This window comes from Microbaculum marinum, assembly GCF_037855135.1.
Lineage (GTDB): Bacteria > Pseudomonadota > Alphaproteobacteria > Rhizobiales > Tepidamorphaceae > Microbaculum > Microbaculum marinum.
In genome coordinates, this window is the sequence record NZ_JAZHOF010000003.1 from 459286 (window position 1) to 485460 (window position 26175).

28 protein-coding genes are annotated in these 26175 nt (G+C 68.9%); 13 read left to right on the forward strand and 15 right to left on the reverse strand.

What is annotated here, in order from left to right:
• Window positions 1-24: 24 nt before the first annotated feature.
• The 7 genes from V3328_RS09230 to V3328_RS09260 all read left to right on the forward strand — a co-directional run bounded on the left by V3328_RS09230 (window position 25) and on the right by V3328_RS09260 (window position 8639).
• Window positions 25-1305: a hypothetical protein gene (locus V3328_RS09230; protein ID WP_340329350.1), complete on the forward strand. Its 1281-nt coding sequence runs from the start codon at window positions 25-27 to the stop codon at window positions 1303-1305.
• Entirely contained in the window at window positions 1302-1886 is a 585-nt protein-coding gene (locus V3328_RS09235) for a protein-S-isoprenylcysteine O-methyltransferase (protein WP_340329351.1), read from the forward strand. The genes V3328_RS09230 and V3328_RS09235 overlap by 4 nt, the downstream gene beginning before the upstream one ends.
• 218 nt (window positions 1887-2104) lie before the next feature.
• Window positions 2105-3808, forward strand: a complete 1704-nt coding sequence (locus V3328_RS09240) for a hypothetical protein (RefSeq protein ID WP_340329352.1) — start codon at window positions 2105-2107, stop codon at window positions 3806-3808.
• 503 nt (window positions 3809-4311) lie between these two features.
• A complete protein-coding gene (locus tag V3328_RS09245) occupies window positions 4312-5064 on the forward strand; it encodes a TlyA family RNA methyltransferase (RefSeq protein ID WP_340329353.1) in 753 nt (250 codons plus the stop codon).
• Window positions 5054-6322 (forward strand): class I SAM-dependent RNA methyltransferase, encoded by a 1269-nt coding sequence (locus V3328_RS09250; protein WP_340329354.1) that lies wholly within the window; start codon window positions 5054-5056, stop codon window positions 6320-6322. The genes V3328_RS09245 and V3328_RS09250 overlap by 11 nt, the downstream gene beginning before the upstream one ends.
• 23 nt (window positions 6323-6345) lie before the next feature.
• Window positions 6346-7440 carry a class I SAM-dependent methyltransferase gene (locus V3328_RS09255; RefSeq protein WP_340329355.1) on the forward strand — a complete coding sequence of 365 codons (1095 nt, stop codon included), beginning with the start codon at window positions 6346-6348 and terminating at the stop codon, window positions 7438-7440.
• A gap of 923 nt (window positions 7441-8363) precedes the next feature.
• The gene (locus V3328_RS09260; RefSeq protein ID WP_340329356.1) at window positions 8364-8639 is read left to right on the forward strand and encodes a hypothetical protein; all 276 of its coding nucleotides are present in this window, start codon (window positions 8364-8366) and stop codon (window positions 8637-8639) included.
• 17 nt (window positions 8640-8656) lie between these two features.
• Here the strand turns inward: V3328_RS09260 and V3328_RS09265 are convergent, their stop codons facing one another.
• Both V3328_RS09265 and ald read right to left on the reverse strand, forming a co-directional pair.
• Window positions 8657-9067, reverse strand: a complete 411-nt coding sequence (locus V3328_RS09265) for a DUF3574 domain-containing protein (protein ID WP_340329357.1) — start codon at window positions 9065-9067, stop codon at window positions 8657-8659.
• A gap of 86 nt (window positions 9068-9153) precedes the next feature.
• Window positions 9154-10272, reverse strand: coding sequence for an alanine dehydrogenase (ald, locus tag V3328_RS09270; protein WP_340329358.1), 1119 nt, complete (start codon window positions 10270-10272; stop codon window positions 9154-9156).
• A gap of 177 nt (window positions 10273-10449) precedes the next feature.
• Between ald and V3328_RS09275 the strand changes: the two genes are divergently transcribed.
• The gene (locus V3328_RS09275; protein WP_340329359.1) at window positions 10450-10917 is read left to right on the forward strand and encodes an Lrp/AsnC family transcriptional regulator; all 468 of its coding nucleotides are present in this window, start codon (window positions 10450-10452) and stop codon (window positions 10915-10917) included.
• 4 nt (window positions 10918-10921) lie between these two features.
• Here V3328_RS09275 and V3328_RS09280 read toward each other — a convergent pair whose 3' ends face one another.
• The 4 genes from V3328_RS09280 to aroC form a co-directional block, all read right to left on the reverse strand.
• Complete coding sequence (locus tag V3328_RS09280; RefSeq protein WP_340329360.1) at window positions 10922-11359, reverse strand: type II toxin-antitoxin system VapC family toxin; 438 nt, start codon at window positions 11357-11359, stop codon at window positions 10922-10924.
• Window positions 11356-11595: a FitA-like ribbon-helix-helix domain-containing protein gene (locus V3328_RS09285; RefSeq protein WP_340329361.1), complete on the reverse strand. Its 240-nt coding sequence runs from the start codon at window positions 11593-11595 to the stop codon at window positions 11356-11358. The genes V3328_RS09280 and V3328_RS09285 overlap by 4 nt, the downstream gene beginning before the upstream one ends.
• A gap of 70 nt (window positions 11596-11665) precedes the next feature.
• A complete protein-coding gene (gene ribB / locus V3328_RS09290; RefSeq protein WP_340329362.1) occupies window positions 11666-12784 on the reverse strand; it encodes a 3,4-dihydroxy-2-butanone-4-phosphate synthase in 1119 nt (372 codons plus the stop codon).
• A 118-nt stretch (window positions 12785-12902) separates the two neighbouring features.
• Entirely contained in the window at window positions 12903-13988 is a 1086-nt protein-coding gene (gene aroC / locus V3328_RS09295; RefSeq protein ID WP_340329506.1) for a chorismate synthase, read from the reverse strand.
• A gap of 226 nt (window positions 13989-14214) precedes the next feature.
• Here aroC and V3328_RS09300 point away from each other — a divergent pair, with 226 nt between their 5' ends.
• The 3 genes from V3328_RS09300 to V3328_RS09310 all read left to right on the forward strand — a co-directional run bounded on the left by V3328_RS09300 (window position 14215) and on the right by V3328_RS09310 (window position 16246).
• Window positions 14215-15213, forward strand: a complete 999-nt coding sequence (locus V3328_RS09300; protein ID WP_340329363.1) for an SDR family NAD(P)-dependent oxidoreductase — start codon at window positions 14215-14217, stop codon at window positions 15211-15213.
• A complete protein-coding gene (locus tag V3328_RS09305; protein ID WP_340329364.1) occupies window positions 15158-15757 on the forward strand; it encodes a TetR/AcrR family transcriptional regulator in 600 nt (199 codons plus the stop codon). The genes V3328_RS09300 and V3328_RS09305 overlap by 56 nt, the downstream gene beginning before the upstream one ends.
• 231 nt (window positions 15758-15988) lie before the next feature.
• Entirely contained in the window at window positions 15989-16246 is a 258-nt protein-coding gene (locus V3328_RS09310; protein WP_340329365.1) for a DUF1344 domain-containing protein, read from the forward strand.
• Window positions 16247-16268: 22 nt separating this feature from the next.
• On the opposite strand, the gene V3328_RS09315 is transcribed toward V3328_RS09310, so the two are convergent.
• The 6 genes from V3328_RS09315 to V3328_RS09340 all read right to left on the reverse strand — a co-directional run bounded on the left by V3328_RS09315 (window position 16269) and on the right by V3328_RS09340 (window position 21062).
• On the reverse strand, window positions 16269-16871 hold the full coding sequence (locus tag V3328_RS09315) for a histidine phosphatase family protein (RefSeq protein ID WP_340329366.1): 603 nt from the start codon (window positions 16869-16871) through the stop codon (window positions 16269-16271).
• Window positions 16868-17869, reverse strand: coding sequence for an NADP-dependent oxidoreductase (locus tag V3328_RS09320; protein WP_340329367.1), 1002 nt, complete (start codon window positions 17867-17869; stop codon window positions 16868-16870). Before V3328_RS09320 ends, V3328_RS09315 begins: the two co-directional genes overlap by 4 nt.
• Window positions 17870-17873: 4 nt before the next feature.
• Complete coding sequence (fabI, locus tag V3328_RS09325; RefSeq protein WP_340329368.1) at window positions 17874-18695, reverse strand: enoyl-ACP reductase FabI; 822 nt, start codon at window positions 18693-18695, stop codon at window positions 17874-17876.
• A gap of 160 nt (window positions 18696-18855) precedes the next feature.
• Window positions 18856-19113 (reverse strand): exodeoxyribonuclease VII small subunit, encoded by a 258-nt coding sequence (locus V3328_RS09330; protein WP_340329369.1) that lies wholly within the window; start codon window positions 19111-19113, stop codon window positions 18856-18858.
• Between the two features lie 27 nt (window positions 19114-19140).
• Window positions 19141-20067, reverse strand: a complete 927-nt coding sequence (locus V3328_RS09335) for a histone deacetylase family protein (protein ID WP_340329370.1) — start codon at window positions 20065-20067, stop codon at window positions 19141-19143.
• 95 nt (window positions 20068-20162) lie between these two features.
• A complete protein-coding gene (locus V3328_RS09340) occupies window positions 20163-21062 on the reverse strand; it encodes an alpha/beta hydrolase (RefSeq protein WP_340329371.1) in 900 nt (299 codons plus the stop codon).
• 233 nt (window positions 21063-21295) lie between these two features.
• Here V3328_RS09340 and V3328_RS09345 point away from each other — a divergent pair, with 233 nt between their 5' ends.
• Window positions 21296-21838 (forward strand): antibiotic biosynthesis monooxygenase, encoded by a 543-nt coding sequence (locus V3328_RS09345; RefSeq protein WP_340329372.1) that lies wholly within the window; start codon window positions 21296-21298, stop codon window positions 21836-21838.
• 51 nt (window positions 21839-21889) lie between these two features.
• Here the strand turns inward: V3328_RS09345 and V3328_RS09350 are convergent, their stop codons facing one another.
• From V3328_RS09350 to V3328_RS09360, 3 genes are all read right to left on the reverse strand, one after another.
• Window positions 21890-22759, reverse strand: coding sequence for an SDR family oxidoreductase (locus V3328_RS09350; protein WP_340329373.1), 870 nt, complete (start codon window positions 22757-22759; stop codon window positions 21890-21892).
• A 181-nt stretch (window positions 22760-22940) separates the two neighbouring features.
• Complete coding sequence (locus tag V3328_RS09355; protein ID WP_340329374.1) at window positions 22941-23264, reverse strand: hypothetical protein; 324 nt, start codon at window positions 23262-23264, stop codon at window positions 22941-22943.
• 20 nt (window positions 23265-23284) lie between these two features.
• Window positions 23285-25060, reverse strand: a complete 1776-nt coding sequence (locus tag V3328_RS09360) for an acyl-CoA dehydrogenase (RefSeq protein WP_340329375.1) — start codon at window positions 25058-25060, stop codon at window positions 23285-23287.
• Between the two features lie 125 nt (window positions 25061-25185).
• On the opposite strand from V3328_RS09360, the gene V3328_RS09365 reads away from it, so the two are divergent.
• Window positions 25186-26175 carry an L-threonylcarbamoyladenylate synthase gene (locus V3328_RS09365; RefSeq protein ID WP_340329376.1) on the forward strand — a complete coding sequence of 330 codons (990 nt, stop codon included), beginning with the start codon at window positions 25186-25188 and terminating at the stop codon, window positions 26173-26175.

The following is a 26175-nucleotide window of genomic DNA, read 5'->3' on the forward strand; positions in this document are numbered from 1 at the left end:
TTGATCGCTTGACCGCGAGCCGGAATGCCAGAAGTGCCGCAGATCATCGGGCGTCGCGCCGTTCTCTATTTCGGAGGCTACGAGAAGGCCGATGCCGAGCGGCAGTACATGCGGCTCGTCCGCGAACTGAAGCGGTTCGAGGGCACCTGGAACGTCAGGTCGACGGCGGGCGCACCTCAGGAGGACATAGCGCACGGCGCGCTGACCTGGGACATCGACACCGAGGCTTCCAACTGGCGGGTCCGCACCCGGTTCCACTACTGCGCCTGGAACGACCTGATCGCCGAGGACTTCGCCCGCCCGGACTGGAAGGCGATCCCGGCGGGCATAGCGGCGCTGTTCGACTTCGTCCTGACCGGCACGGCGTTCCGCTACTTCGCGGTCGCCTGGCGGTATGGCCTGTTCTTCTCCTATGCGATCGTCCTCGTCGCGGCCGTGGCGCTCGCCGCGATGCTGGCCGTCGCGCTGGCCGACGGTGCCCTGTCGGCGCTCGGCGCGGCGATGCCGTGGTATGCGGAGCTGCCGCTGGGCGTGGCGGCCTTCTGGGCCCTGCTGCGCTGGCCCGGCGACCTGTTCCACGCCCGCTACATGCTGAACGACTGGAACTTCGCCAGCGCCATCGCCTGGGGGCGCCGGACGGACTACCGGCGGCGGCTGGACATGTTCTCGCGGCTGATCGGCGAGGTCGCCCGCCGGGGCGATGCGGACGAGGTGCTGATCGTCGGGCACAGCCTCGGCGCGGTGCTGGCCGCCGAATCGCTGGCCGGAGCGATCCGGGACGATCCCGGGCTCGCCGCCGCGAGCCCGCCGGTGACGGTGATGACGGTCGGCTCGTCGCTGCTGAAGGTCGGCCTGCATCCCGGCGCGACAGGCCTGCGCCGGTCGATCGAGACGGTGCTGAACACGCCGCAGGTCGCCTGGATCGACTACACCGCGCTGGTCGACGTGCTGAACTTCTACCATTGCGATCCGGTGCGGGTGCTGCGCCTCGACGCGCCGCGCTCGCCGGTGATCCGGACGGCGAAGATCCGGGCGATGCTGAGCCCGCGGAGCTACCGGCGGTTCAGGTACAACCTGCTGCGCCTGCACCGCCAGTTCGTGATGGGCAACGAGGTGCGCTACCACTACGACTTCTTCATGTCGTGCTGCGGACCGATGCCGATGCGCAGGCGCATCGAGAACCTCACCTTGTCCGTGGACAATTTCGCCGAAGACGGTACCTATCTGCCATCCGCCCAGGCGGCCGATTCCGCTTCCGATGCGGAACGGACGGCGCCGGGCCGAGAGGGAAAGCAGACCGGATGACGCCGATTATCGCCAAGGCCGTGTGGGCGATCTGCGCCGTGGCGTGGTACATCATCCGCTACCCGCACGAGCGGCGGGCGCGCAAGACGGCGGTCAGCCGCAGCAGCCGCGACGGCCGCGAGCTCGTGCTGCTGTCGATCTCGCTGACCGGGCTCGGCATCGTGCCGGTCGCCTATGTCGCGACGGGGTTCGACGGGTTCGCCGACTATCCGTTCTCGCCGATGCGCGCCTGGCTGGGGACGGCGGTGTTCGGGCTGGCGCTCTACCTGTTCCACCGCACCCATCGAGACCTCGGCCGCAACTGGTCGGTGTCGCTGGAGGTGCGCGACCAGCACCGGCTGATCACCGAGGGCGTCTACCGGATGGTGCGCCACCCGATGTACACCGCCTTCTTCCTGTGGGCGGTGGCGCAGGCGCTGCTGCTGCCGAACTGGATCGCCGGGCTGTCGGGGCTGGTCGGCTTCGGCACGCTGTTCCTGTTCCGGGTGTTCCGCGAGGAACGGCTGATGCTGGAGACGTTCGGCGAGGAGTACCGGGCCTATTCGGCACGCACCAAGCGCCTGCTGCCCTGGATCTTCTGAGACGCTCGCGCCGAAAGTTTCGGCCCGCCGCACACCGTGGCGCTTTCCGTGCTATCATCGGTGCGACGATGTGCAGCAGGGGCGGCGTGAAAGCGGTCTTCAAATCAATACAAGCCTGAGCGGACCCGACCTGCAGTCCGCGACGGACGGCGCCCCGCCTGTCTGAGTGCCAGCGCGCATCGATCGCCAGGATGTGCAGGAAACATCTGGAGGAGAACATGACGACAGGGGCATCCAGGGGGGCATCAAGGGGGGCGAGAGAGGCCGGAGGCCTTCTCGGACTGCTGGTGGCGGCGCTCGCCGGGCTGGGGCTGCTGGCAGCGGCGGCAGGACCGGTGCTGGCGCAATCGTCGCCCGGCGCCAGCGAGGTGGCGATGATGACGCCGCGCTCCGGGCCGGCGATCGGCGGCGGCGAGGCCACGGCGATGTCCTGCCCGCTGCGCTACAAGCTTCCCGGCGACGTCAGGGCCGACCTTCCCTCCGACAGCGCCCAGGGCGCCTTCGACAAGTATTCGTGGCGCACCTTCCTGGCGCTCAACGCGCAGGGTGTCGGCAAGCGGATCAGCCGCAGGGGCGACAACCAGACCCAGTGGAGCAGGTGGTCGTCCACCGACGGGCTGATCAACTGCGCCCGCGATCCGGACTCGCCGAACTGCAAGTGCCCGGACGGCGACTGCTTCGCCTCGGGCACCGAGTACTATCCCGACGAATGCATGGCAATCGACGGCTACCAGAAGTACCGCGTCCTCGCCGAGGTCAGCAAGGTGGACGACCTGTTCCTGCAGGCGGGCCACGGCGAGCTTTCCAACGACCCGCTGATCGACGCCAACGGCAACTTCCTGCGGTTCGAGATCATGGTCAGCCCGGCCGCGCAGCGATACGTCGTGGACAACGAGCTCTACGACGGCGACGTGGTGAACGGCCTGACCGAGAACGTCAACTTCCCCTGCGGTCGGGAGGGCTACAGGCGCGGCGATCCGGCCAGCCGCAAGGCCGGCGCCTACGTGGTCAAGAACGCCTGGATGGAGCTGCCCGACGAGGCGCTGGCCTTCGGCTATGCCGACCGGGGGCGCTTCCACATCGAGGAACTGCTCGTTCATTCGCCGGCCTATACCAACAAGAGCGGCGTGGCGACCTGCGAGAAGAAGGTGATGGCGCTGGTCGGCCAGCACATCGCGCACAAGACGGTCAAGCAGCCGCGCTGGACCTGGTCGACCTTCGAGCACAACCGCAATGCGCCGAACTGCACCGAGCTGCCGCCGACCGGCGACCAGCAGGATGCCGGACCGAGCACCGCCTGCCCGGCCAACGTCAAGCGGACGTACAACTTCTTTCCCAAGGAGTGCTCGGCCAACGGCGCCGATCCCGACGCCTGCCAGTCCTGCAACGTGGTGCCGGTGTCGAACCGGCCCGGCTGCAAGAACCCGGACGTCGATGGCGACACGAGCTGGTGTCTCGACCGGTCGCCGAAGCCCGTCGCCGGCATGACCCGGGCCTGCACCCAGGTCAACGTGCGCAAGTACTATCCGACCGCCCATGAGATGAACAAGGCGTGCGAGGCGGCGCTCGGCAGCCTGTCGGTGTGGTCGAACTACAAGCTGATCAGCACCCAGTGGTACAACACCAACAGCACCAGCTGCACGACCGAGACCAACGTCGACCGCGGACTGGAGCAGCCGCAGGTGCCGATCGCCGGGCGCGGCAACGAGGAGACGACGCCCTACCTAGCCAACAGCTCGATGGAGACCTACGTCCGGGCGAACTGCATGGGCTGCCACAGCAACGCCAGGATTCCCGGCCCGCCCGCGCAACCCACGCCCAGCACCGTCTACATGGACTTCATGTACTGGCTGAAGCTGGAGTCGGCCGACACCGGCGACAGCGACGGCCTGGCCGCGATGCTGGAGCGCTCGCCGCACTAGATCAGCCTGCCTTCAGGCCGATCGGGAGGCTCGATCAACCGCTCGTCCCCGTAGGGACGAGCGGGAGAGAGGGTGGCAGGTGCCCGCCCCACCCACAGCCGCTCATTCCGGGCACCGGGGACGAACGGCTGTGAGCGGCGGCAGTGAACGGACGGGGAGCCGGAACTTGAGCGTGACGGTTGGCCGAAGGCGCAATGCTCTCGGGGGGCGGTCTGATGCGGGCCGCCCTCGTGGTTCGAAACGCGCTCATGCGAGCGCTCCTCACCATGAGGGCTCCATTTGCAGGGCAAGGACGCGCTGCAACAGCGGCGGCGGCGTCGGGGTATGGCGCCGGGTCCCCTGATTTCACGGGGACGAGCGGAAGGCGCTCACGTGGCGCGTCAGTGCGAGCGCAGTGCGCTCCGACCTCGAGGTCGAGGACATCGCTGCAGGTGCGCCGCCGATGCGGCCCACCGCCGTTCCTTCACATCGCATTTCCCGCCGGCGCTGCTATAGACATCGCCATGACACGCTCCAGGCTCGACGAGGCGATGGTGCGGCGCGGGCTTGCGCCGAGCCGGTCGCGTGCGCGCGACGCGATCACCCGCGGCCACGTGCGCGTCGCCGGCCGCACCGTCGCCAAGGCCGGCACGCCGGTCGCCGACGACGCCGAGATCGCCGTCGACGATCCGGCGCTCGCCTGGGTGTCGCGGGCGGCGCTGAAGCTGATCGCCGGCCTCGACGCATTCGCAATCGATCCGGCCGGCCTGACCTGCCTCGACCTCGGCGCCTCGACCGGCGGCTTCACGCAGGTGCTGCTGGCCCGCGGCGCGGCGCGCGTCGTCGCCGTCGACGTCGGCCACGGCCAGCTCGATCCGGCGGTCGCGGCCGACCCGCGCGTCGCCGTCTTCGAGGGCCTGAACGCCCGCGACCTGACGGATGCGCAGGTACCGGATCCGGTCGACCTGATCGTCGCCGACGTCAGCTTCGTCTCGCTGAAACTGGCGCTGGATCCCGCGCTCGCTCTCGCAAAGCCGGGGGCGCGGCTGGTGGCGCTGGTCAAGCCGCAGTTCGAGGTCGGCCGCCAGGCGCTCGGCCGCGGCGGCATCGTGCGCGACCGCGAGGCGGCGCAACGTGCGGCCGAGGCGATCGCCGACTGGCTGCGCGACCGCGGCTGGACGATCGTCGGCCTTACCGACTCGCCGATCGCCGGCGGCGACGGCAACCGCGAGTTCCTGCTCGGCGCCAGACGCGACGGAGCCGGTGATGACGGCTGAGGCGAGACCGGAGGTCCTCACCATCGACCGGCTCGGCCATCTCGGCGACGGCATCGCCGCGACCGACCGGGGGCAGGTGTTCGTGCCGATGACGCTGCCCGGCGAACGGGTCGAGGTGCGCTACGAGGGAGCCGACCGCAACCGCGCGCGGGCGATCCGGATCCTCGAGGACAGCCCGGACCGGACAGCGCCGATCTGCCGGCATTTCGGCGATTGCGGCGGCTGCGTGCTCCAGCACATGGCCGGGCCGGCCTATCTCGACTGGAAGCGCGACCAGGTTCGTCATGCGCTCGGCCATCGCGGTCTCGACGCAGAGGTCGATCCGACGGTGCCGATCGGCCCGGGCACGCGCCGCCGCGCGGTGTTCGCCGCCAGGCGGGAGAAGGGGCGGATCCGGTTCGGCTACCACGCCAGGCAGTCGCACCGTATCGTCGAGATTTCCGAGTGCCCGATCCTAGTGCCGGAAATCGCCGGCGCGCTCGACGGCCTGGCGCGGCTGGCCGCGCCGCTGGTGCCGCCCAAGGGCGAGCTCCGCGTCGCGGTGACGGCGACGCTCACGGGCCTCGACGTGGCAATCGACGGTCCGAAGCTGCGGCCGGCCGACCTGCCGGCCTCGGCCGCCGCGGCGGTTCAGGAGCTCGACATCGCCCGTCTGTCGGTTGCCGGCGAGACGGCGCTGCAGATGGCCGAGCCGGCGGTCGGGCTGGAGGGAAGCGCGCTCGAGAGGATCGAGGTCGCGGTGCCTCCGGGCGCCTTCCTGCAGGCGGTGGCGCAGGCGGAAGCGACGATGGCGAGGCTGGTCTGCGAGGGCGTCGGCAAGGCCGACAGGGTCGCCGATCTCTATGCCGGCATCGGCACCTTCGCGCTGCGGCTCGCGCGGACCGCGCGCGTGCTCGCCGTGGAGGGCGACCAGGCCGCACTCGTCACGCTCGCGCTTGCCGCCAGACGCGCCCGAGGCCTGAAGCCGGTGACGACGCTGAAGCGCGATCTGGCCCGGATGCCGGTCACCGCCGGCGAACTGGCGGGCTTCCGGGCGGCCGTGTTCGATCCGCCGCGCGCCGGGGCGGCCGCCCAGGCGGCCGAACTGGCCGGATCCCGCCTGCCTCGGATCGTCGCGGTCTCCTGCAATCCGGCGACGCTTGCCCGGGATCTTCGCATCCTGGTCGACGGCGGCTACCGGATCGACAGGGTGACGCCGGTGGATCAGTTCCTGTTCTCGCCCCATATTGAGGTCGTCGCGCAGCTTTCGCGCGGCTGACGGCAGCAGGAGCGCAGTTCGCCATGGCCGCGGCGCCCGATCGATCCGACGTTGGAAGGCCCGGTCTCGGCCGGCTCGGCCTGCGCGCGAGCTACGGGCTGAGGCAGGGGCCGCGCGTCGCCTGGTACCTGGCGCACGGCTATGCGATGGGGCGTCTGCGGCGCTTTGCCGAGGAGCAGCATCCCGACGCCGCGGTCAAGCGGTCGACGACGCGTCCGACGCCCGAGCGCGACCGGCTGTGGCGCGATCTCGGCCAGCTGTTCGCCCGCGACATCGCCAATGTCGAGGCGGGGATCTATCCGCTGCCGAACGACCATGACGGCCCCCTGCCCGCCCTGCTCGACCGCAGCCGCACCTTCTTCCTCGACCTGCCGGAGATCTTCGAGCGCCGCCGCAAGGGCGAGCACCAGCAGGTCTTTTCCGAGGAGTTCCGTGACAGGTTCCCGCGCTACTACCTGCAGAACTTCCACTACCAGTCCGGCGGCTACCTGTCGGAGGACTCCGCCAAGATCTACGACCTCCAGGTCGAGGTCCTGTTCAACGGCACCGCCAATGCCATGCGGCGGCAGGCGCTGGTGCCGATCCACGCGGCGCTGAAGGGCCGCGACCAGCGCACGGTCTCGCTTGCCGACGTGGCCTGCGGCACCGGCCGGTTCCTGCGGGCGGTCAAAGATGCCTTCCCGGGCCTGCGCGCCACCGGCATCGACCTGTCGGAATCCTATGTCGAGGAGGCCCGACGGCATCTCAGGCGGCGCGGCCGGACCCGGTTCCTGGTCGCCAACGCCGAAGCCCTGCCGCTGGCCGACGGCAGCCAGGACGTGGTGACGACGATCTTCCTCTACCACGAGCTGCCGCCCAGGGTGCGCCGCATCGTCGCCGCCGAATTCGCCCGGGTCTTGAAGCCGGGCGGCTTGCTGGTGTTCATGGATTCTCTGCAGCTCGGCGACGTCGCCGACTATGACGGGCTGCTGGAGATGTTCCCGCACGGCTTCCACGAGCCCTACTACGACAGCTACACGCGCGAGGACCTGCCGGCGCTGTTCCGGGAGGCCGGGCTGGAGCAGGTGTCGAGCGAGCCGGCGTTCGTCTCCAAGGTGATGGCGTTCCGGAAGGCGTGAGGGCGGGTATCGCGTTCAGGTTGGTTCGGGGGCCGGTGTGTCGCCGCGGCAGTGAGCGGGACAGAGGGTGGCAGGAGCCCGCCCCGTCCTTAGCCGCTCGTTGCGGACGATAGGAGCGAACGGCAGCGAGCGGACGGTGGGCCGAAACCCAGCGCGACGGTCCGCCGAAGGCGCAATGTCTTGCGCGGCGAGTGATCGCGCGGGCCGCCCTCGTGGTTCGAGACGCGGGCTTTGCCCGCTCCTCACCATGAGGGCTTGGGGTGTGCCGTGCGGACATGCAGCATGACAGCGGCGGCTTCGCCGGTATGGTGCGCTGGGTCCCCGCTGTCACGGGGACGAGCGGAAGAGGAGTCGCGCAGCGTATCCATGCAAACGCAGCACGCGCCAGTCGCTTGCTGGAACCGGGCGGCGGCGGCGCGACAGTCCGAGCCCGCGGCCCTTTTTCGGGCGCTCTTTTGCGCGTGTCCGGGCGTCGGCCCGAGCCGCGGGTGTTCGCCGTTTAAAACGCCATGCGTTTCGTCCGCTGACGCGGCACCGCCCCGGCCCTCGGCTTCGAGCCTCGGGCGTTCGTCGCTCGAAACGCCATGCGTTTCGTCCGCTTGCGCGGACCGCTCCTCACCCCCTCTCCAACTCTCCCCCGCAAGGGGGGAGAGGGTCCCCTGGGGCATCCGCCCGTCGTTGGTCGATGTGTCGATGCCTGCTGCGCGACAGGAGCATGTGGGACCTGCAACGACCGGCGCCTTGCTCCTCTCTCCCCCCTTGTGGGGGAGAGTTGGAGAGGGGGCCGCCGCGCAGCGGCGGGGCGGGCGGGCGGCTCGATGCCGCCTGGGAACGTAGGCACCCAGCCGCCAACGCCGTCACAAATCCGCTATCGATCGTGTGTCATCTGGTCCGCATCCTGGCCCGAAGCTCCCAACGGTCCGATGCTGACCTGGCTCGTTCTCAAGCCGTTCGCCATTCTCGCCCTGGTGGCGGGCGCGATCACGCTGCCGACGCCGCTGCCGCTGGGGGCGCCGCTGATCGCGCTGGGGCTGGCGATCCTGGTGGCGACCAGCACGAGCGTGCGCGCCTGGCTGAGGAGGCTGCGCGGCCGCTCGGCACGGATCGACGCCCTGGTGACGACGATCGAACCGCGTCTCGGCCGCAGGCTCGGCGTCTTCCTGCGGCGGACGAGACCGCCGGTCAAACGGTCGGGCTGAGCGGTGTCGGCCGGGGCTCAGTTGGCGATGCGTGCGGGAAAGTCGACCCGGAACACACCCTTCCGGCCGAACGTGTCCTTGTAGGCGGCCTCGATCTCGACGAACTTCGCCTGCGCCTCCGGCGTGTTCTCGTGCACGACGATGAGCAGCTTGCTGTTCTCGGCGACGATACCGCCGGGCGGTCCGCTGGAGCCCTGACCGTAGGCCGCGATGATCGTCAGGCCGTCCGGGAACCGCGGCGAGATGACGTCCTGCACGAAGGCGCCCCATTCCTGCTCGCTGACGCCGTTGCCGTCGGGGCCGTGCATGCCGAAGAACATCTGCGTCTGCAGCGTAGGGGTGTCCGGCCACGGCGCGTCCTGGGCAGCGGCCGCCGAGACGGCGAGCAGGGCGGCCAGTGCGGCGGCAACCAGCGTTCTGACGATCATCGACGCCCTCCCCGGCGGACATGTCCCGGGGGGATACTATATCAGGCGCCGCCCATCTCAAGCCCGCCCCGTCGGCGCGCCGGACCTCACAGCTTGAGGGCGGCCTCGGACTTGACGTAGGCGAGGCCCTGCGCGTCGGCGACCGGCTTGCAGGTGACCATGCCCTCGATGACGTTGAGGCCGTCGCGCAGGTGACGATCCTCGGCGAGCGCCGCGCGGTAGCCCTTGTCGGCGATGGCGAGCGCGAACGGCAGGGTGACGTTGTTGAGCGCGAAGGTGGAGGTGCGCGACACCGCGCCGGGCATGTTGGTGACGCAGTAGTGCACGACGTCGTCGACCACGTAGGTCGGATCGGAATGGGTGGTCGGACGGCTGGTCTCGCAGCAGCCGCCCTGGTCGATGGCAACGTCGACGATGACGCTGCCGGTCTTCATGCCGGCGACCATGTCGGCGGTGACGAGCTTCGGCGCAGCGGCGCCGGGAACGAGCACGGTGCCGATCACCAGGTCGGCGCCGCGCACGAGGTTCTCGATCGAGTCGCGCGTCGAGAACACGGTGCGGATCGAGGTGCCGAACTCCGCCACCAGCCGGCGCAGCACGTCGGCGGAACGGTCGACGACGGTGACGGTGGCGCCCATGCCGAGCGCGATCAGCGCCGCGTTGGTGCCGGCGACGCCGCCGCCGAGGATCACCACGTCGCCGGCCGGCACGCCCGGCACGCCGCCGAGCAGCACGCCGCGGCCGCCCGCTTCCTTCTCGAGGCAGCGGGCGCCGACCTGCACCGACATGCGGCCGGCGACCTCCGACATCGGCGTCAGCAGCGGCAGGGTGCGGTTGGGGCTGGTGACCGTCTCGTAGGCGATGCAGATCGCCCCGGATTCGATCAGGTCCTGCGTCTGGGCCGCGTCGGGGGCCAGATGCAGGTAGGTGAACAGGATCTGGCCGGGGCGCAGCTTCTTGCGCTCGACGGCGAGCGGCTCCTTCACCTTGACGATCATCTCGGCGGTGGCGAACACCTCGTCGGCGGTCGCGACGATCCTGGCGCCGGCGGCCACGTAGTCGTCGTCGGTCTGCCCGGCGCCGAGGCCCGCACCGGTCTCGACGATCACCTGATGGCCGTGATGGACGAGTTCGCGGACCGAGGACGGGACCAGCCCGACGCGGTATTCGTGGTTCTTGATTTCCTTCGGGACGCCGACGAGCATTTCCAGATCTCCCAGTGCAGGCGGTTATTCCCGGCGACGGCCGCACCGTTCGTGCGACGCCACGCCGAGCTTGCGCGACTCCTTGCACGAATCGCGCGCAATTGGATTGAAATCTCGGGGCGCGCCGGGACGTTTTGTGATAGGATATTCGATGAAAGCCTGTCCGGATGAAACATCATGCGACAACCGGAGCTCGATGACCGAGATCGCGCCATCCTGCGGGCGCTGCAGGAAGACGGACGGCTGAGCAATACCGACCTTGCCGACCGGGTCGGACTGTCGCCGTCGGCCTGCCTGCGGCGGGTGCGGATCCTGGAAGAGTCCGGCCTGGTGGCGGGCTACGCGATGATCCTCGACCAGAAGGCCTTCGGGTTTCCCGGCACCGCCTTCGTCTCGATCACGCTGGACCAGCAGGGCCGCCAGGCGCTGGACGCCTTCGAAAGTGCGGTGCGCGCGGTTCCCGAGATCCCCGAGTGCCACCTGCTGGCCGGCCAGTCGGACTACCTGGTGCGCGTCGTCTACCGCGACGCCGCCGATCTCGAGCGCATCCACACCGAGATCCTGACGCGGCTGCCCGGCGTGGTGCGGATCACCTCGACCCTGGCGCTGCGCGAGGTGAAGAAGACGACGCGGTTGCCGGTTTGAGGGGCTACGCGGGCCCTGCCGCTTCTTCCAGCAGCAGGACGATCCCGCCATACGACGTAGGCTCGGCATCGCGGACCTTGTCCACGAAGCGGCGATCGGCACTGACGAACCGGCAGTTCCTGTCGAGCGCCAGGGCAAGATAGACGCAGTCGTAAGCCGCGTGGTCAAGCTCGACGGCGATGCGGGTCGCGGCGTCAAGCAGATGGCGGGTCGGACTGATCTCCACGTCGGCGCGCTGCAGGATCCGCGCGGCCAGGATCGCCTCGTCCAAGGAGAACTCGCCCCGCCGCACCTTCTTCCACAGGACGTTCGCGCATTCGGAAATCAGAAGATCGGGGGCGAGCAGCCGCGCCGATTCGAGGAGGTGCAGAGCCGCGTCCGAGCCCTCCTCGCCGGTCACCCATTTGACGGCAATGCTGGCATCGATGACGTAGTCCGTCACCGCTCCTCGCGGCCTTCGCGGACAAGCTCCTCCGACGGCGTCTGGATTCGCCCGCGGGTGAGCCTGCGCAACTCGGCGGCAAGGCTCTCGAAGTCGGGCTCGGCCTCGTCCGCGAGTGCCTGGCGCAGGATCTCCCGATGCTCCGCTTCCGCCGAGCGGCCATGCCGCGCGGCGCGGCGCTTCAGGCGGGCGATGAGATCGTCGTCGAGATTGCGGACCTGAAGGCTTCCGGCCATTCCGGCCTCCGTGACGTCATTGTCTTCAATGCTGTCACAGTTGGATAGTAACCGTCAATTCCGCCGTCCCCTACTCCTCGTAGATCTCGGTGTCCTCGATCTCGATGCCGAAGCCGGTGAGGCCCACGTAGTGGCGGGCGCGGGTGGTGATGATGCGGATGGTGGAGACACCGAGGTCGCGCAGGATCTGGGCGCCGAGGCCGATCTCCAGCCACTCCTCCTCGCGGCTCTGGGCCGAGGCGTGCTCCTCGCGGCCGCCGTCGGCAGGCTCGATGCGCGAGCGCAGGCTCCTGCCGCGGGCGACGCCGACGGACCCTTCGCGGAGGTAGACGACCACGCCGCGGCCGCCCTCGGCGATCCGCTTGACCATTCCGTCGAGCTGGCGGTGGGTGCCGAAGACGTCGTCGACGACGGTCTCCAGATGGAGGCGGACGGGTACGCTGCGGCCGTCGCGGATGTCGCCGTAGACAAGCGCCAGATGCTGCATCGGATCCCAGGGCGTGGCGTAGGTGATGGCGGTCGCAGGGCCGGCGAAGGTCTCGACACGGGCCTCGTCGACTCGCTCGACGAGGCGCTCCTGCCGCTGCCTGTAGGCGATCAGGTCGGCGACCGAGACGAGCTTGAGGCCGTGCGTCGCGGCGAAGGCGGTGACCTGCTCGCCGCGGGTGACGCTGCCGTCGTCGTTGACGAGTTCGCAGATCACGCCGACCTCCGGCAGGCCGGCGAGCCGGCATAGGTCGACGGCCGCCTCGGTATGGCCGGAGCGCATCAGCACGCCGCCTTCCTTGGCGATCAGGGGAAAGATGTGGCCCGGCCGGACGAAGTCGGAGGGGCCGGCATTGGAGTTGGCCAGCGCCCGCACCGTGGCGCAGCGGTCCTCCGCCGAGATGCCGGTGGTGGTGCCGAACCGGTAGTCGACGGACACGGTGAAGGCGGTGCCGTGCGGGGCGTCGTTGTCAGACACCATCGGGTCGAGACGCAGGCGCCGCGCCTCCTCGCGGGTCATCGGCGTGCAGACGATACCCGACGTGTGGCGCACGATGAAGGCCATCTTCTCCGGCGTCGCCTGGCTGGCGGCGACGACGAGGTCGCCCTCGTTCTCGCGGTCGTTGTCGTCTGTGACGACGACGATCTCGCCGCGCTCGAAGGCACGGAGCGCTTCGGCGACGCGGCGCATGTCTTCTGTCATTCGAACTTCACCTTCTCAGAAAACGTCATTCCGGACCGCAGCATCTGCGTTCCGCGGCGATCCCGACTCTGCGCTTCGCCTGGCCGGGATGACGGGAGAGTCTTCAACGGCACGACGACTAACCGCCCACCTGCGCCCGGTGACGCAAATAGTGGTCGGCGATGACGATGGCCAGCATCGCCTCGCCGACGGGCACCGCGCGGATGCCGACGCAGGGGTCGTGGCGACCCTTGGTGGAGATGTCCGCCTCCTCGCCGTCACGGGTCACGGTGCGACGCGGGGTCAGGATCGAGGAGGTCGGCTTGACCGCGAAGCGGGCGACGACGGGCTGGCCGGTCGAGATGCCGCCGAGGATGCCGCCGGCGTTGTTCGACAGGAACCGGACGCCGTCATTGCCCATCCGCATCTCGTCGGCATTGTCCTCGCCGGACAGGGCCGCCGCGGCGAAGCCGGCGCCGATCTCGACGCCCTTCACGGCGTTGATCGACATCAGCGCCGAGGCGATGTCCTGGTCGAGCTTGGCGTAGATCGGCGCGCCCAGCCCCGCCGGCACGCCCTCGGCCACGACCTCGATCACGGCGCCCGTGGAGGAGCCGGCCTTGCGGACGCCGTCGAGATATTCCGCCCACTTTTCGGCCGCCTGCGGGTCCGGGCAGAAGAACGGATTGTCGCCGACCGCAGTCCAGTCCCAGCGCTGCCGGTCGATCGCATGCGGGCCGACCTGAACCAGCGCGCCGCGCACGGTCAGGCCCGGCACCACCTTGCGGGCGATGGCGCCTGCGGCGACCCGCATCGCGGTCTCGCGCGCCGAGGACCGGCCGCCGCCGCGCGGGTCGCGGATGCCGTACTTCGTCTCGTAAGTCATGTCGGCATGGCCGGGGCGGTAGCTCCGGGCGATCTCCGAGTAGTCCTTCGAACGCTGGTCGACGTTCTCGATCACCAGCGAGATCGGCGTCCCGGTGGTGACCTGCGTGCCGTCGGCGTCCTGATAGACGCCGGACATTATCCGGACCTCGTCGGGCTCCCGGCGCTGGGTGGTGAACTTCGACTGGCCCGGCCGGCGCCGATCCAGCCAGGGCTGGATGTCCGCCTCGCTCAACGGAATCAGCGGCGGGCAGCCGTCGACCACGCAGCCGATCGCCGCCCCGTGGCTTTCGCCCCAGGTGGTCACGCGGAAGAGATGGCCGAAGGTGTTGTGCGACATCGCCGGGGATATGGCCGACACGCACGGCGTTTGTCGAGTCCCGCTTCGCCAAAGCGTCGCCATCGCTGCGAGCCGAAGAGCCAGGATCCGGCGGCAGTCCGGGTGAAGGATGCGCGACTTGCCGGGGAACGCTTCCCGGCTCCGGCGACAGAGCGATGCTCAAGTTGACAGTGTCAACCTGAGCCTGTTATGGAGGTTGACACTGTCAACCTAAGGAGGATCCTCCATGCCTTCCGCTCTCATCACCGGCGGTCACGCGGGCATCGGCTATTCGTGCGCCCGCCACCTCGCCTCGCACTACAAGTGGGATCTCGTCCTGGCCGGCCGGAGTCCCCGGCGCATGCAGCAGGTAGCCGGCGAGCTGCACCGCGACTTCGGCATCAAGGTTACGAACCTCCATCTGGACACCTCCTCGCTGAAGTCGGTGCGGGAGGCCGCGGCACACGTCGCCCGCCTCCGGCACAACGGGCAGATCGGCGGGCTGGACGCCGTGCTCTGCAATGCAGGCGGGCGCTTCGACGGCCCGATCGCCTATTCGGCAGACGGACATGAACTGACCTTCGCCACGAACTGCCTCGGCCACTTCCTGCTCGTCAATCTTCTCCAGGACATCATCGAAGACGACGGACGCTTCGTGTTCACCGCCAGCGGAACCCACGATCCCGATACCGCGGACGGCAAGATGGTGGGCGCCGTCGTCGAGCCGGATGCGAAGGCGCTTGCCAGCATCGGCAAGGCGGGCACCGCATCCGTGTCGGCAGGCAAGCGATATTCGACGTCGAAGCTCTGCAACATCCTGAATGCCTACGAACTGCATCGCCGCCTGAGAGCGTCGGGACGATCCGTCTCCTCGATCGCGTTCGACCCCGGCAGCGTTCCCGGCACCGGGTTCCTGCGCGGCATGCCGGTGGCGGTGCAATGGCTGTCGAAAACCGCCCTTCTGAGATGGATCTTCAAGCGGCGCGGCATCACGATGGGATCCCTCGACTTCTCGGGCGCCTCGCTGGCCCGGCTTGCCGCCGACCCCGGCTTCGCCGACGCCTCGGGCAAGTACTACCAGTCCAACAACGGAACCCTCGCCGAGACGCGGTCCTCCACTCTGTCCTATGATGAAGCCCGCGCCGCCAAGCTCTGGGCGCAGATGGAAGAACTTGCCGGGCTGCATCCGAATGACGACTGCAACCAACAAGACGACAGGCGAGAAGCTGGTCGAAGCAGCGGCTGACCTCCTCGATTCCGGCGGCGAGAACGCCGTTACCTTGCGCGCCGTGGGCATGGCCGCCGGCCTGTCGCACAACGCACCCTACAAGCATTTCGCCAACCGCAATGCCTTGCTCGCAGCCGTGGCCGCCGCTTCTTTCGAGGACCTGGCACGAGCGGCGAACGCCATTCGCACCTCCTCCCGGCCGCCGGCCGAGAAGATGGCCGACGCCATCGGGCTCCTCATCGACTACAGCCAGCGGCGGCCGGCCCGGTACAGGCTCCTGTTCAACAATCCCGAGACCGCTGCCGCCGGCGGCGAACTGAAGGAAAGAGCCCTGGAAACCTTCGAGCAGTTCCGGTCGATCGTTCAGGAATGCCAGGAGGCGGGCGTGCTCCCCGATGTCCCCAGCCAGACCCTGGCCAGCCTCATTTTCGCAAGCGCGCATGGTCTGCTGGCGATGGAAGGCAACGGCCAGATGCATCCGGAAAAAGGACTCTCGGACGTGGCAACCAGCATGGAGCTCTTGCTCGACCTCCTGTCCCCGAACGGGAAATCGCGAAGGTAGCCTTTGCGGGACGGGCGGTCAGCGGAACCTGCGGGAAGGGCAGCGCGTTGTCCGGTCATGCCCGGACATTCACGAAAATGGCCTTATCGCAACAACGACCGCAAGATCGGCGGGAATAATTTGCTTCGGACCCGTTGCCGCCATCTCCGCGCCATCACACATCTACCAGGGAGACGGTAGCAAAGCGCAAGCTGCGCCGTTTTCAGTGAACCGAGTATCGAGAGACACCAAATGCGAGCGCTACTGGTTTCCGCAATCCTCGTGTCCCTTCTTGCGATCGGCAGCCTCAAGCCCGAGACGCAGGAGACGTTCGGCGCGATCAGGTCGATCGATGCCGACAACCGTACGCTGACCCTTAGCAACGGAGCCATGTTCTCGATGCGCAAGCGCATCGATCAGGAGGCGCTGTCGGTCGGCGAGAAGGTGCGTGTCAGCTTCGATGCCAAGAAGGCGCTCAACACGGCGCGGGCCGTGACCGTCATCCAGTGAGCCTGGCAACGGTCGGGGCCGGTCAGATCCACTCGGCCCGGCCATCCCTCCAGAGATAGATGCGATCCTGCGGGATATCGAGGATCGGCACCTCTGGTATCGGCACACCCTCGAGCATGCCGCGCACCACACGGGTGATGCCGCCGTGGGCGACGCAGACCGTGTCGCGTTCGAGGCCGAACAGCCACGGCCGTATCCGCGCGCTGAGGATCTCGTAGCTTTCCCCGGCCGGCGGCACGAAGCGCCACTTGTCGGCCTTGCGCGCGGCGTGGCCATCCGGGTCGCGGACCTTGACCTCCGGAAGGGTCTCGCCTTCCCATGATCCGAACGAGATTTCCCGCAGCACCGGGTCGGTGCGGTAGTCCTCGCGGACCAGGCCGATCTCGCCGCGCAGGATCTCCATCGTGTCGCGGGCGCGGATCAGGGGGCTTGCGACCCAGTCGAACCCGGCCGGCGTCAGGCCGTTGGCGTGGAAGTGCTTGCCGAGCTCGACCCCGTTGCGGGCGGCCTGCTTTCGCCCGCGCGCGTTGAGATGGATGTCCTTCTGGCCCTGGAGCCGCCCCTCGACGTTCCAGTCCGTCTCGCCATGCCGGATCAGGTAGAGCGTCGGCTTCAGCGAACTCACAGTTTCAGGACCAGCTTTCCGAAATTGCCGCCCGTATAGAGGAGGTTGAGTACATCGGGGAACGCCTCCAGACCGCCCTCGCGCACGTCCTCGCGCATCTTCAGCCTGCCCTCGGCGTGCCAGGCGCCGAGTTGCTCGTTGGCGTCGGCGATCTTCTCCTGGAAGTCGAACACGATGAAGCCGCGGACCGTCAGCCGGTTGACGAGGATCGAGCGGAAGTTGGTCGGCCCGGCCACCGGCGCCGTGGCGTTGTAGGCCGAGATCAGGCCGCACACCGGGATGCGCCCGAACAGGTTCATCTGGGCCAGCACGGCGTCGAGGATCTCGCCCCCGACATTCTCGAAATAGACGTCGATGCCGTCAGGGCAGGCCGCCCTGAGATCGGCTGCAAGGTTGCCGGCCTTGTAGTCGACACAGGCATCGAAGCCGAGTTCCTCGACCACGTAGCGGCACTTCTCCGGCCCGCCGGCGATGCCGACGGCGCGGCTTCCCTTGATCTTGGCGATCTGCCCGACCAGCGAGCCGACCGCACCGGAGGCTGCCGACACCACGACGGTCTCGCCCGGCTGCGGCCTGCCGATTTCCAGGAGCCCGAAATAGGCGGTCTGGCCGGGCATGCCGAGGCCGCCGATCCAGCGCTCCAGCGGCGCCCTGGAGGGGTCCACCTTGAAACAGCGCTCGCCCTTCGAAATCGCGTAGCGCTGCACACCGAGCATGCCGGCGACAGCCTCACCGGGCCGGAAGCCTGGATGGTTGGACGAATCGACGATGCCGGCGGCGAAGGCACGCATCGTGGCGCCGAGCTCGACGGGCGGCACGTAGGACTTGCCCGGCGCTATCCAGCCGCGCATCGCCGGATCCAGCGAGACGTATTCGACCTTCACCCGGAACTCGCCGTCACCGGGCTCGCGCGCCGGTTCCTCGACGATCTCGAAATCGTCGCGCTTCACCATCCCGTCGGGACGGCTGCGGAGCTTCAGGGCATGGTTCACGGTCATCTGGCTATTCGTCCTTGACGACGCTGATGTCGGGCGCGTCGACGGCCTTCATGCCGACGACGTGGTAGCCGGAATCGACATGGTGCACTTCGCCGGTGACCGCCCTGCCCATGTCGGAGAGCAGGTAGAGCGCCGACTGGCCCACCTCGTCGATGGTGACGGTGCGCTTCAGCGGCGCGTTGTACTCGTTCCACTTGAGGATGTAGCGGAAGTCGCCGATGCCCGAGGCGGCCAGGGTCTTGATCGGCCCTGCCGAAAGGGCGTTGACGCGGATGCCGCGGGCGCCGAGGTCGACGGCAAGGTAGCGGACGCTCGCCTCAAGCGCCGCCTTGGCGACGCCCATGACGTTGTAGTGCGGCATCACCTTCTCGGCGCCGTAATAGGTCAGCGTCAGCAGCGACCCGCCGTCCGTCATCAGCTTCTCGGCCCGCTGGGCGATCGCCGTGAAGGAATAGCAGGAGATGAACAGGGACTTGTCGAAATTGTCGGGCGTGGTGTCGATGTAGCGCCCGTCGAGCTGGTCCTTGTCGGAAAACGCGATGGCGTGGACGACGAAGTCGAGGCCGCCGAACAGCCTGCCGCACTCGTCGAAGACCGAATCGATGGTGTCGGGGTCGGTGACGTCGCAATGGCCGACGACGGTCGCGCCGAGCTGCTCGGCGAGGGGTTCGACACGCTTCTTCAGCGCATCGCCCTGATAGGTGAGAGCCAGGCTGGCGCCCTCGGCCGCGCACGCCCTGGCGATGCCCCAGGCGATCGAGCGGTTGTTGGCGATCCCCATGACGAGACCGCGTTTTCCGGCCATCAACCCCCGGGATTCGCTCATTTCCACTGTCCTCAAGTCACGCCTCGACGGCAGGGGATCGTATGGCATGACAGCCGGTTGACCGCAAGGCACGGCCGGACGGAGCGTTCCGTTCGATCGCGCCCGCCGAAGGCAACCGACGGCCGGTCGGCCGTCGGCCGACGCGGCGCGCGATGCCCGGCTAGTCGACGTCCAGCGGTTCGGTCGCCGCGGCCGTTCCGTCGGCGCCGACGACGATCCGCTCGACCCGCGCCTCGGCCGACTTCAGCAGCTTCTCGCAGTGGTTCTTCAGGGCCTCGCCGCGCGTGTACATCTCGATCGACGTCTCGAGCGGCACGTCGCCACCCTCCAGCTGCTCGACGATCTGCTCGAGCTTCTTCAGCGCGTCCTCGAAGGACAGGCCGGCGATGTCAGGCGGCGGTGTCGTCTGCTGCGTCATACTCACTCTCTCTGCTCGCAGGCCCCGTCACGCCTCCATCAGGGCGGCCACATGCGCCGCCGCCGACAGGGCGAGCCCCTGCAAATCGTACCCGCCTTCCAGGAGCGACACGACCCGGCCCGAACAGCACGAATCGGCTATCTCCGCCAAGCGTCTGGTGATCCACGCGAAATCCTGTTCCACCAGATTGATGTTGGCGAGCGGATCGCGTGTATGGGCATCGAATCCTGCCGAAATGATGACGAGCTCGGGCGCGAATCGCTCAAGCCCCGGCAGGATCACCGCCTCCATCGCCTCGCGAAACTCGGCGGCGCCGTCGCCCGGCTGCAGCGGCGCGTTGAAGATGTTGCCGGCGCCGGTCTCCGACGGCGCGCCGGTGCCGGGGTAGAGCGGCATCTGGTGGGTGGAGCCGTAAAACAGGCTCGGATCGTCCCAGAAGATGTCCTGGGTGCCGTTGCCGTGGTGGACGTCGAAGTCGACGACGGCGACCCGTTCGAGGCCGTGCTGCCGCTGGGCATGGCGGGCGGCGACGGCGGCCGTGCCGAACAGGCAGAACCCCATGGCGCGGACCTTCTCGGCGTGATGGCCGGGCGGGCGCACCGCGCAGAAAGCATTGCTGACCTTGCGCTCGACAACCTCGTCGACGGCGGCCGTCGCCGCCCCGATGGCCCGCAACGCGGCTTCGAGGCTGCCCGGCGACATCACCGTGTCGGGATCGAGCTGGACGTGCCCCTCCTCCGGCGCCGCGGCGGCGACCCGGTCGACATATTCGCGCGGATGGGCGAGCTCGGCCTGCTCCAGCGTGCCGAGCGGCGCCTGCTCGCGGATCAGGCTCTGGAACAGCTCGTTCTCGAGCGCCCGCTCGATCGCCAGCAGCCGGTCGGGCCGCTCGGGATGGCCGAAGCCGTTGTCGTGTTCGAGGCAGGCGGGATGGGTCAGGTAGAGGGTGGACAATTCGCAAAACCGGATAAGGACCCCGATTCCCGGACCTTAGCGTCTGATGCTGCCGATTGCGAGGGGTCGCATCGGCGCCCGCCCGCTCCTGTCGTTCAGAGGGAATCGTCCTGGAGGTGGCGACGCATGAACATTCCCGCATCGGCAAGCGCCCGGCGCCCCGGTTCCAGCCCGGCGTTCCACATCGGCCAGGCATGGATCATGTGCGGCCAGACCTGCAGCGTTACCGGAACGTCGGCGGCGCCCGCGGCCTCCGCGAACCGTGTGGCATCGGCGAGCAGGGTCTCGTCCGATCCCACCTGCACGAGAACCGGCGGAAACCCGCGCAGGTCCGCCCGGAGCGGGGAAACGCGCCAGTCCGAAGCATCCATGCCGACGGGCAGGTACGCTTTCGCCAGTTCCTCGAGATAGGCCTTGTGGATGAGCGGATCGACAGCGTCCTTCGTTGCCAGCGTCGAGCCCGACATGGTCAGATCCGTCCACGGCGAGAGCAGCCAGGCGCAGGCCGGAAGCGCCTCTCCGGCCTCGCGCAGCGCATCGAGGAGCACGAGCGTGAGATTGCCCCCGGCGCTGTCGCCGCCCACGACGATGTGGCCGGCGGCGATACCCTGGCTGCGAAGCCACCGCCAGGCCACCAGCGCATCCTCCAGCGCCGCGGGGTACGGGTGTTCCGGTGCCAGCCGGTATTCGATCGCCAGCGTCCGGAGCCTGCCTGCACGGCCCGCCTCGGTAACCAGCCTGCGATGACTGACGATCGAGCCGGAGCAGTAGCCGCCGCCGTGGAAATAGAGGAGCACGCGCGAAGGCTCGCTGCCGGGAACGAGCGACCATTCGCCGGGAACGCCGCCGACATCGACCGACTGAAGCCTCACGTCGGGGGACACGGGCCAGACCGCGCCAACCTCGTCGATGCGCCGGCGCCGCTCGCGCCAGCCGACCGGCCGGGGTTTGGCGCCGAGCAGGGCCCGGATAGACTCGATTTCCCCCTCGGGCATATCCGCTTCCTTTCAACGGCCAGCATCCGGTGACTTCGTCTTGCCGACTCGTCTCGGCAAGCCTTCAGCGGATCGGGACTACACACCAATCCGGACGTCCCGTCGACGGGATCATGATAGACTTGGCCCCATGGATGTGCAGGGCCCGCAGTTCCTGTATCGGGGCGAAAGCGGGCCGCCGACCGGTCTGTTCGAACAGAGAACCTGACATGATGACCGAGGAGCAAACCGGCGTGGCCGGATCAGTGGCGGCACGGATCTCCCATCGGATCGATCCGGCAAGCGAGCACGCCTACGAGGACCTTCTGGCCGGGGTCCACGAGGCGGTGATGCGATTTGACGGCTATCTGCGACGGGAGGTGATCAAGTCGACCTCCGGGCCGCATCTCGAGTACACCACCATCCTGCATTTCGACAGTGCGCAGAGCCTGCAACGCTGGCAAAACTCACCCGAGCGGCTGGCCTGGGCAACCCGCATGACGGCGCTCGCCGCGCACAGCACGCCGCTTCAGGTGCTGACGGGGCTCGAAACCTGGTTCACGCTGGCTACCGACCGGCCGATCATCCCGCCGCCACGCTACAAGATGGCCGCAGTCACCTGGATCGCGCTGTTCCCGCTGATCACGCTCCAGGCCTACGCGATGGCCGCCACGGGCATCGACACGTCGATTGCCGTCCATACGTTCATCGCGACCGTCATCCTGGTCCCGCTGATGACCTATGTCGTGATGCCGCGCATGACGCGGTTGTTCGCACGCTGGCTCTATCCTGATTGACCCGCAGGGCGCCCTTGGACGCGCCCGCGCGATCAGGCCGACCATTGCGCTTCAGTTCGGCTGGAGTCGCTCGAGGCTGACCGGCGGCTCGGAGTCGTCGGGGACGAAGAAGTCCACCTGCAGGTCGACTGACGAATCGACCCGGTACTTGTCGAAGTCGCGCTCTCCCGCCTCGTGGAGCAGCGTGTCGTCGATGCAGAAATTGCCGCTGAACTCGCGCGCCGGGCGCGTCAGGATCTCGTGGGCGGCGTCGCCGAGGATGTCCGGCTTGCGGCTCGCCTGGGTCAGCGCGTCGCCGCCGAGCAGGTTCTGCACCGCGGCGGTGGCGATCGTGGTGCGCGGCCACAGCGCGTTGACCGCGATCCCTTTCGTCTTCAGCTCACCGGCGAGGCCGAGCACGACCATGCTCATGCCGAACTTGGCCATCGAATAGGCGGTGTGCGTGGCGAACCACTTCGTCTTCATGTCGAGCGGCGGCGACAGCATCAGGATGTGCGGGTTCTCCGCCCTGGCCAGGTGCGGGACGCAATATTTCGACACCATGAAGGTGCCGCGGGCGTTGACCTGGTGCATCAGGTCGAAGCGCTTCATCTCGGTCTGCTCGATCCCGGTCAGCGAGATGGCGCTGGCATTGTTGACGCAGACGTCGAGGCCGCCGAAGGTCCCGACGGTCTTCGAGACCGCCGCGTCGACCTGCGCCTCGTCGCGGATGTCGCAGACGAGCGGCAGCGCCTTGCCGCCGGCCGCCTCGATCTCCTCGGCGGCGGTGTAGATGGTGCCCGGCAGCTTAGGATGCGGCTCGGCGGTCTTCGCCGCGATCGCAACGTTCGCGCCATCCCTCGCCGCCCGCAGCGCGATGGCCAGCCCGATCCCCCGGCTGGCGCCGGTGATGAACAGGGTCTTGTTCTTGAGTGTGGCCATCCGTGCCTCCCGCTATTCTGTCGGCTTGCCCAGTTGGGTCGGGCATTCAAGAATTCCGCCCATTCCCGCGCAAGCGGGAATCCAGAAACGGCGGCTGCGCCGGGTCTTGACGCTGGATCCCCGCTTGCGCGGGGATGAGCGGAGGAGATGTGCGCACCCCGCCAGCGCGACGTCGGCGCCGTTACGTGTTGTCGTAGTGGTCAAAGATGTCCTGGAATCGCTGTTTGGCAGTCGCCAGCTGTGCGGCCGTCGGCGGAACAGCCCGCTGGAAGTCGATTGATCCTGGTATCTTCGTGTCCTTCCGGACCACCAGGAATGCGATATCGGGGCGACCGCTGCGCTTCTCTTCAAAGCCGATCTCATCTAGTACGGTTTTCCATGGTCCCCGGGCCTGGCGCCCCGTCAGAGAGCCGAGTTCTCCGTATGTAATGGTGCGGCGCTCCTTCGCGCAGTCGATCAGGATCCTTCTGACGTCGTCCTTTAGCGATTGAGCTCGCGATACCATTCTACCCCCTCTTGAACTTATCACCCCGCCAGCGCGACGTCGGCACCGAGCACCGTGTAGGCACCGCCCGTGACCGTCGCCGCCAGTCCGGCTGCCTCCGGGCAGAGGTTGTCGGCGAAGAACCGGGCGGTGGCGACGTGCGCGGCGCCGGCGCCGTTCATCGCCTGCGCGGCAAGGGCGCCCCTGGCCAGCGCCGCGCCGCCGCCGGCGAGCGCGAACAGCCGGAGATACGGCGTCGCGCCGGCGAGCGCGGCGTCGGGCTCGGCCTTCAGCGCCTCCAGCATCCAGGCGGTCGCGGTCTCCAGCGCGTCGATCGCCCCGCCGAGGCCCTCGCCCATGCGGCCGAAGACGGGCTGGTTCGATTCGGCCACCTGGCGGGCGATGTCGCGCAATTCGGCGATATAGGCGGCGATCGCCGCGCCGCCGGCCATCGGCAACTTGCGCGTGACGAGGTCGATCGCCTGGATGCCGTTGGTGCCCTCGTAGATCGGCGCGATGCGGGCGTCGCGCAGGTGCTGGGCGGCGCCGGTCTCCTCGATGTAGCCCATGCCGCCGTGCACCTGGACGCCGAGCGAGGCCACCTCGACGCCGATGTCGGTGGAGAAGGCCTTGGCGACCGGCGTCAGCAGGTTGGCGCGCTCCTGGGCGGCCTTGCGCCCGGCCTCGTCGGCGGCGCGGTGGGCCAGGTCGGTGGCATGGCCGGTCTGGTAGCAGATGGCGCGCGCGGCGGCGGTCAGCGCCCGCATCGTCATCAGGCTGCGCCTGACGTCGGGATGGGCGAGGATCGGCACCGCCTGCTCCTGGCCCATGCCGGGCAGCCGTCCCTGCCTGCGCTCCCGGGCGTAGGCCAGCGCCTGCTGGGTGGCGCGCTCGGCAATCGCCACACCCTGGATGCCGACCGAGAGGCGGGCGTTGTTCATCATGGTGAACATGCACGCGAGACCACGGTTTTCCTCGCCGACCAGCCAGCCGACCGCGCCACCGTTGTCACCGAACCCCATCACGCAGGTCGGGCTGGCGTGGATTCCGAGCTTGTGCTCGACGCTGCGGCACCACACGTCGTTGCGTTCCCCGAGCGACCCGTCGTCGTTGACGAGGATCTTCGGCACCAGGAACAGCGAGATTCCCCGCGTTCCCGGCGGCGCGTCGGGCAGGCGGGCAAGCACCAGGTGGACGATGTTGTCGGTGAGGTCGTGCTCGCCGTAGGTGATGAAGATCTTGGTGCCGCGGATCAGGTAGGTGCCGTCGCCGCGCGGCTCCGCCTTCGCGCGCAGAAGCGCCAGGTCGGAGCCGGCCTGCGGCTCGGTCAGGTTCATCGTGCCCATCCACTCGCCGGAGACGAGCTTCGGCAGGTACGTCCGCTTCAGTTCCTCGGTCGCGTGGGCGTGGATCGCCTCGACGGCGCCGACGGTCAGCGTCGGCCCGATGCCATAGGCCATCGAGCCGGAGTTCCACATCTCCTGGGTGGCGACCGCCAGCATGGTCGGCAGGGCCTGGCCGCCGAACTCCTCCGGACCCGTCAGGCTCGCCCAGCCGCCCTCGATCCACTTGCGGTAGGCCTCCTTCCAGCCCGGCGGCATCGTCACGACGCCATCCTCGAGGGGCGTGCCGGCCCTGTCGCCGGGAGCGTTCAGCGGGGCGATCTCCTCGGTCGCGAACCGGCCGGCTTCCTGCAGCACGGCCTCGACAAGGTCGGCGGACAGGTCGCCGAAGGCGCCGCGCTCCAGCTCCGCGTCGAGGCCGGCGATATGGCGCAGCGTGAAGGCGATGTCGGCAACCGGGGCACGGTAGGTCAAGGCGGTCTCCCTGCGGGATGAGGCGCGCCAGCTTGACGCGGCGCTTCGGTGTCGGCCAATTGGCGGCCCACATCATGCAAACCGGCACTTTAGGCGCGGGACGCACCGCGTCAACGGCGGTCTCAATGGATATCTGGACGCTAGAGGACACCACCTCCCGGCAGGAGCACGAACGGCGCGTCGCCGACGCCACCCGCCATCTGGCCGCCGGCCGCCTCGTCGTGCTGCCGACGGAGACCGTCTACGGACTGGCCGCCGACGCCACCACCGGCATGGCGGTGGCACGGATCTTCGAGGCCAAGGGCCGGCCGCGCTTCAACCCGCTGATCTCGCACGTCGCCGGCTGCGACATGGCGGAGGCACACGGCCTGTTCGACGAGACCGCCCGCAGGCTCGCCGACCGCTTCTGGCCGGGGCCGCTGACCCTGGTCGTTCCCAGGGCGGCCGGCTCGACGATCTGCGACCTGGCGACCGCGGGCCTCGACACGGTCGGCCTGCGATGGCCCGACAGCCAGGTCACCGGCGCGATCATCGCGGCGCTGGGCCGGCCGGTCGCCGCCCCCAGTGCCAACCGGTCCGGCCGGATCAGCCCGACGACGGCCGAAGCGGCGATCGAGGAACTGGGGGCTTCGGTCGCCATGGTCGTCGACGCCGGACCGTGCCGCGTCGGGCTCGAATCGACCATCGTCGCCTGTATCGGCGACCGGCCGGTGCTACTGCGGCCCGGCGGCGTGGCACGCGGGGAGATCGAGGCGGTGCTGGGCACCAGGCTCGACACGCCGCACAGCGATCCGGACCGTCCGCGGGCGCCCGGGATGCTGGCCTCGCATTATGCGCCGGATGCCGCGGTCCGTCTGAACGCGACGCATGTCGACCCCGACGAGGCGCTGCTCGCCTTCGGTCCCGACCTGCCGCACGGCGCGACGCAGGCGCGGGCGATGCTGAACCTGTCGGAGCGCGGCGACCTGGCCGAGGCGGCGGTCAACCTGTTCGCCAGCCTGCGCCGGCTCGACGCCAGCGGCGCCCGCCGCATCGCGGTGGCGCCGATCCCCGGGACCGGGCTTGGCGAGGCCATATTGGACCGGTTGCGACGGGCGGCGGCGCCGCGCGGGTGA

What these genes read in the sequence shown, in the direction of transcription:
- V3328_RS09230 (WP_340329350.1), top strand. Translation starts at nt 25, where the DNA reads ATGCCAGAAGTGCCGCAGATCATCGGGCGTCGCGCCGTTCTCTATTTC.
- V3328_RS09235 (WP_340329351.1), top strand. Translation starts at nt 1,302, where the DNA reads ATGACGCCGATTATCGCCAAGGCCGTGTGGGCGATCTGCGCCGTGGCG.
- V3328_RS09240 (WP_340329352.1), top strand. Translation starts at nt 2,105, where the DNA reads ATGACGACAGGGGCATCCAGGGGGGCATCAAGGGGGGCGAGAGAGGCC.
- V3328_RS09245 (WP_340329353.1), top strand. Translation starts at nt 4,312, where the DNA reads ATGACACGCTCCAGGCTCGACGAGGCGATGGTGCGGCGCGGGCTTGCG.
- V3328_RS09250 (WP_340329354.1), top strand. Translation starts at nt 5,054, where the DNA reads ATGACGGCTGAGGCGAGACCGGAGGTCCTCACCATCGACCGGCTCGGC.
- V3328_RS09255 (WP_340329355.1), top strand. Translation starts at nt 6,346, where the DNA reads ATGGCCGCGGCGCCCGATCGATCCGACGTTGGAAGGCCCGGTCTCGGC.
- V3328_RS09260 (WP_340329356.1), top strand. Translation starts at nt 8,364, where the DNA reads ATGCTGACCTGGCTCGTTCTCAAGCCGTTCGCCATTCTCGCCCTGGTG.
- V3328_RS09265 (WP_340329357.1), bottom strand. Translation starts at nt 9,067, where the DNA reads ATGATCGTCAGAACGCTGGTTGCCGCCGCACTGGCCGCCCTGCTCGCC.
- ald (WP_340329358.1), bottom strand. Translation starts at nt 10,272, where the DNA reads ATGCTCGTCGGCGTCCCGAAGGAAATCAAGAACCACGAATACCGCGTC.
- V3328_RS09275 (WP_340329359.1), top strand. Translation starts at nt 10,450, where the DNA reads ATGCGACAACCGGAGCTCGATGACCGAGATCGCGCCATCCTGCGGGCG.
- V3328_RS09285 (WP_340329361.1), bottom strand. Translation starts at nt 11,595, where the DNA reads ATGGCCGGAAGCCTTCAGGTCCGCAATCTCGACGACGATCTCATCGCC.
- ribB (WP_340329362.1), bottom strand. Translation starts at nt 12,784, where the DNA reads ATGACAGAAGACATGCGCCGCGTCGCCGAAGCGCTCCGTGCCTTCGAG.
- aroC (WP_340329506.1), bottom strand. Translation starts at nt 13,988, where the DNA reads ATGTCGCACAACACCTTCGGCCATCTCTTCCGCGTGACCACCTGGGGC.
- V3328_RS09300 (WP_340329363.1), top strand. Translation starts at nt 14,215, where the DNA reads ATGCCTTCCGCTCTCATCACCGGCGGTCACGCGGGCATCGGCTATTCG.
- V3328_RS09305 (WP_340329364.1), top strand. Translation starts at nt 15,158, where the DNA reads ATGACGACTGCAACCAACAAGACGACAGGCGAGAAGCTGGTCGAAGCA.
- V3328_RS09310 (WP_340329365.1), top strand. Translation starts at nt 15,989, where the DNA reads ATGCGAGCGCTACTGGTTTCCGCAATCCTCGTGTCCCTTCTTGCGATC.
- V3328_RS09320 (WP_340329367.1), bottom strand. Translation starts at nt 17,869, where the DNA reads ATGACCGTGAACCATGCCCTGAAGCTCCGCAGCCGTCCCGACGGGATG.
- fabI (WP_340329368.1), bottom strand. Translation starts at nt 18,695, where the DNA reads ATGAGCGAATCCCGGGGGTTGATGGCCGGAAAACGCGGTCTCGTCATG.
- V3328_RS09330 (WP_340329369.1), bottom strand. Translation starts at nt 19,113, where the DNA reads ATGACGCAGCAGACGACACCGCCGCCTGACATCGCCGGCCTGTCCTTC.
- V3328_RS09340 (WP_340329371.1), bottom strand. Translation starts at nt 21,062, where the DNA reads ATGCCCGAGGGGGAAATCGAGTCTATCCGGGCCCTGCTCGGCGCCAAA.
- V3328_RS09350 (WP_340329373.1), bottom strand. Translation starts at nt 22,759, where the DNA reads ATGGCCACACTCAAGAACAAGACCCTGTTCATCACCGGCGCCAGCCGG.
- V3328_RS09355 (WP_340329374.1), bottom strand. Translation starts at nt 23,264, where the DNA reads ATGGTATCGCGAGCTCAATCGCTAAAGGACGACGTCAGAAGGATCCTG.
- V3328_RS09365 (WP_340329376.1), top strand. Translation starts at nt 25,186, where the DNA reads ATGGATATCTGGACGCTAGAGGACACCACCTCCCGGCAGGAGCACGAA.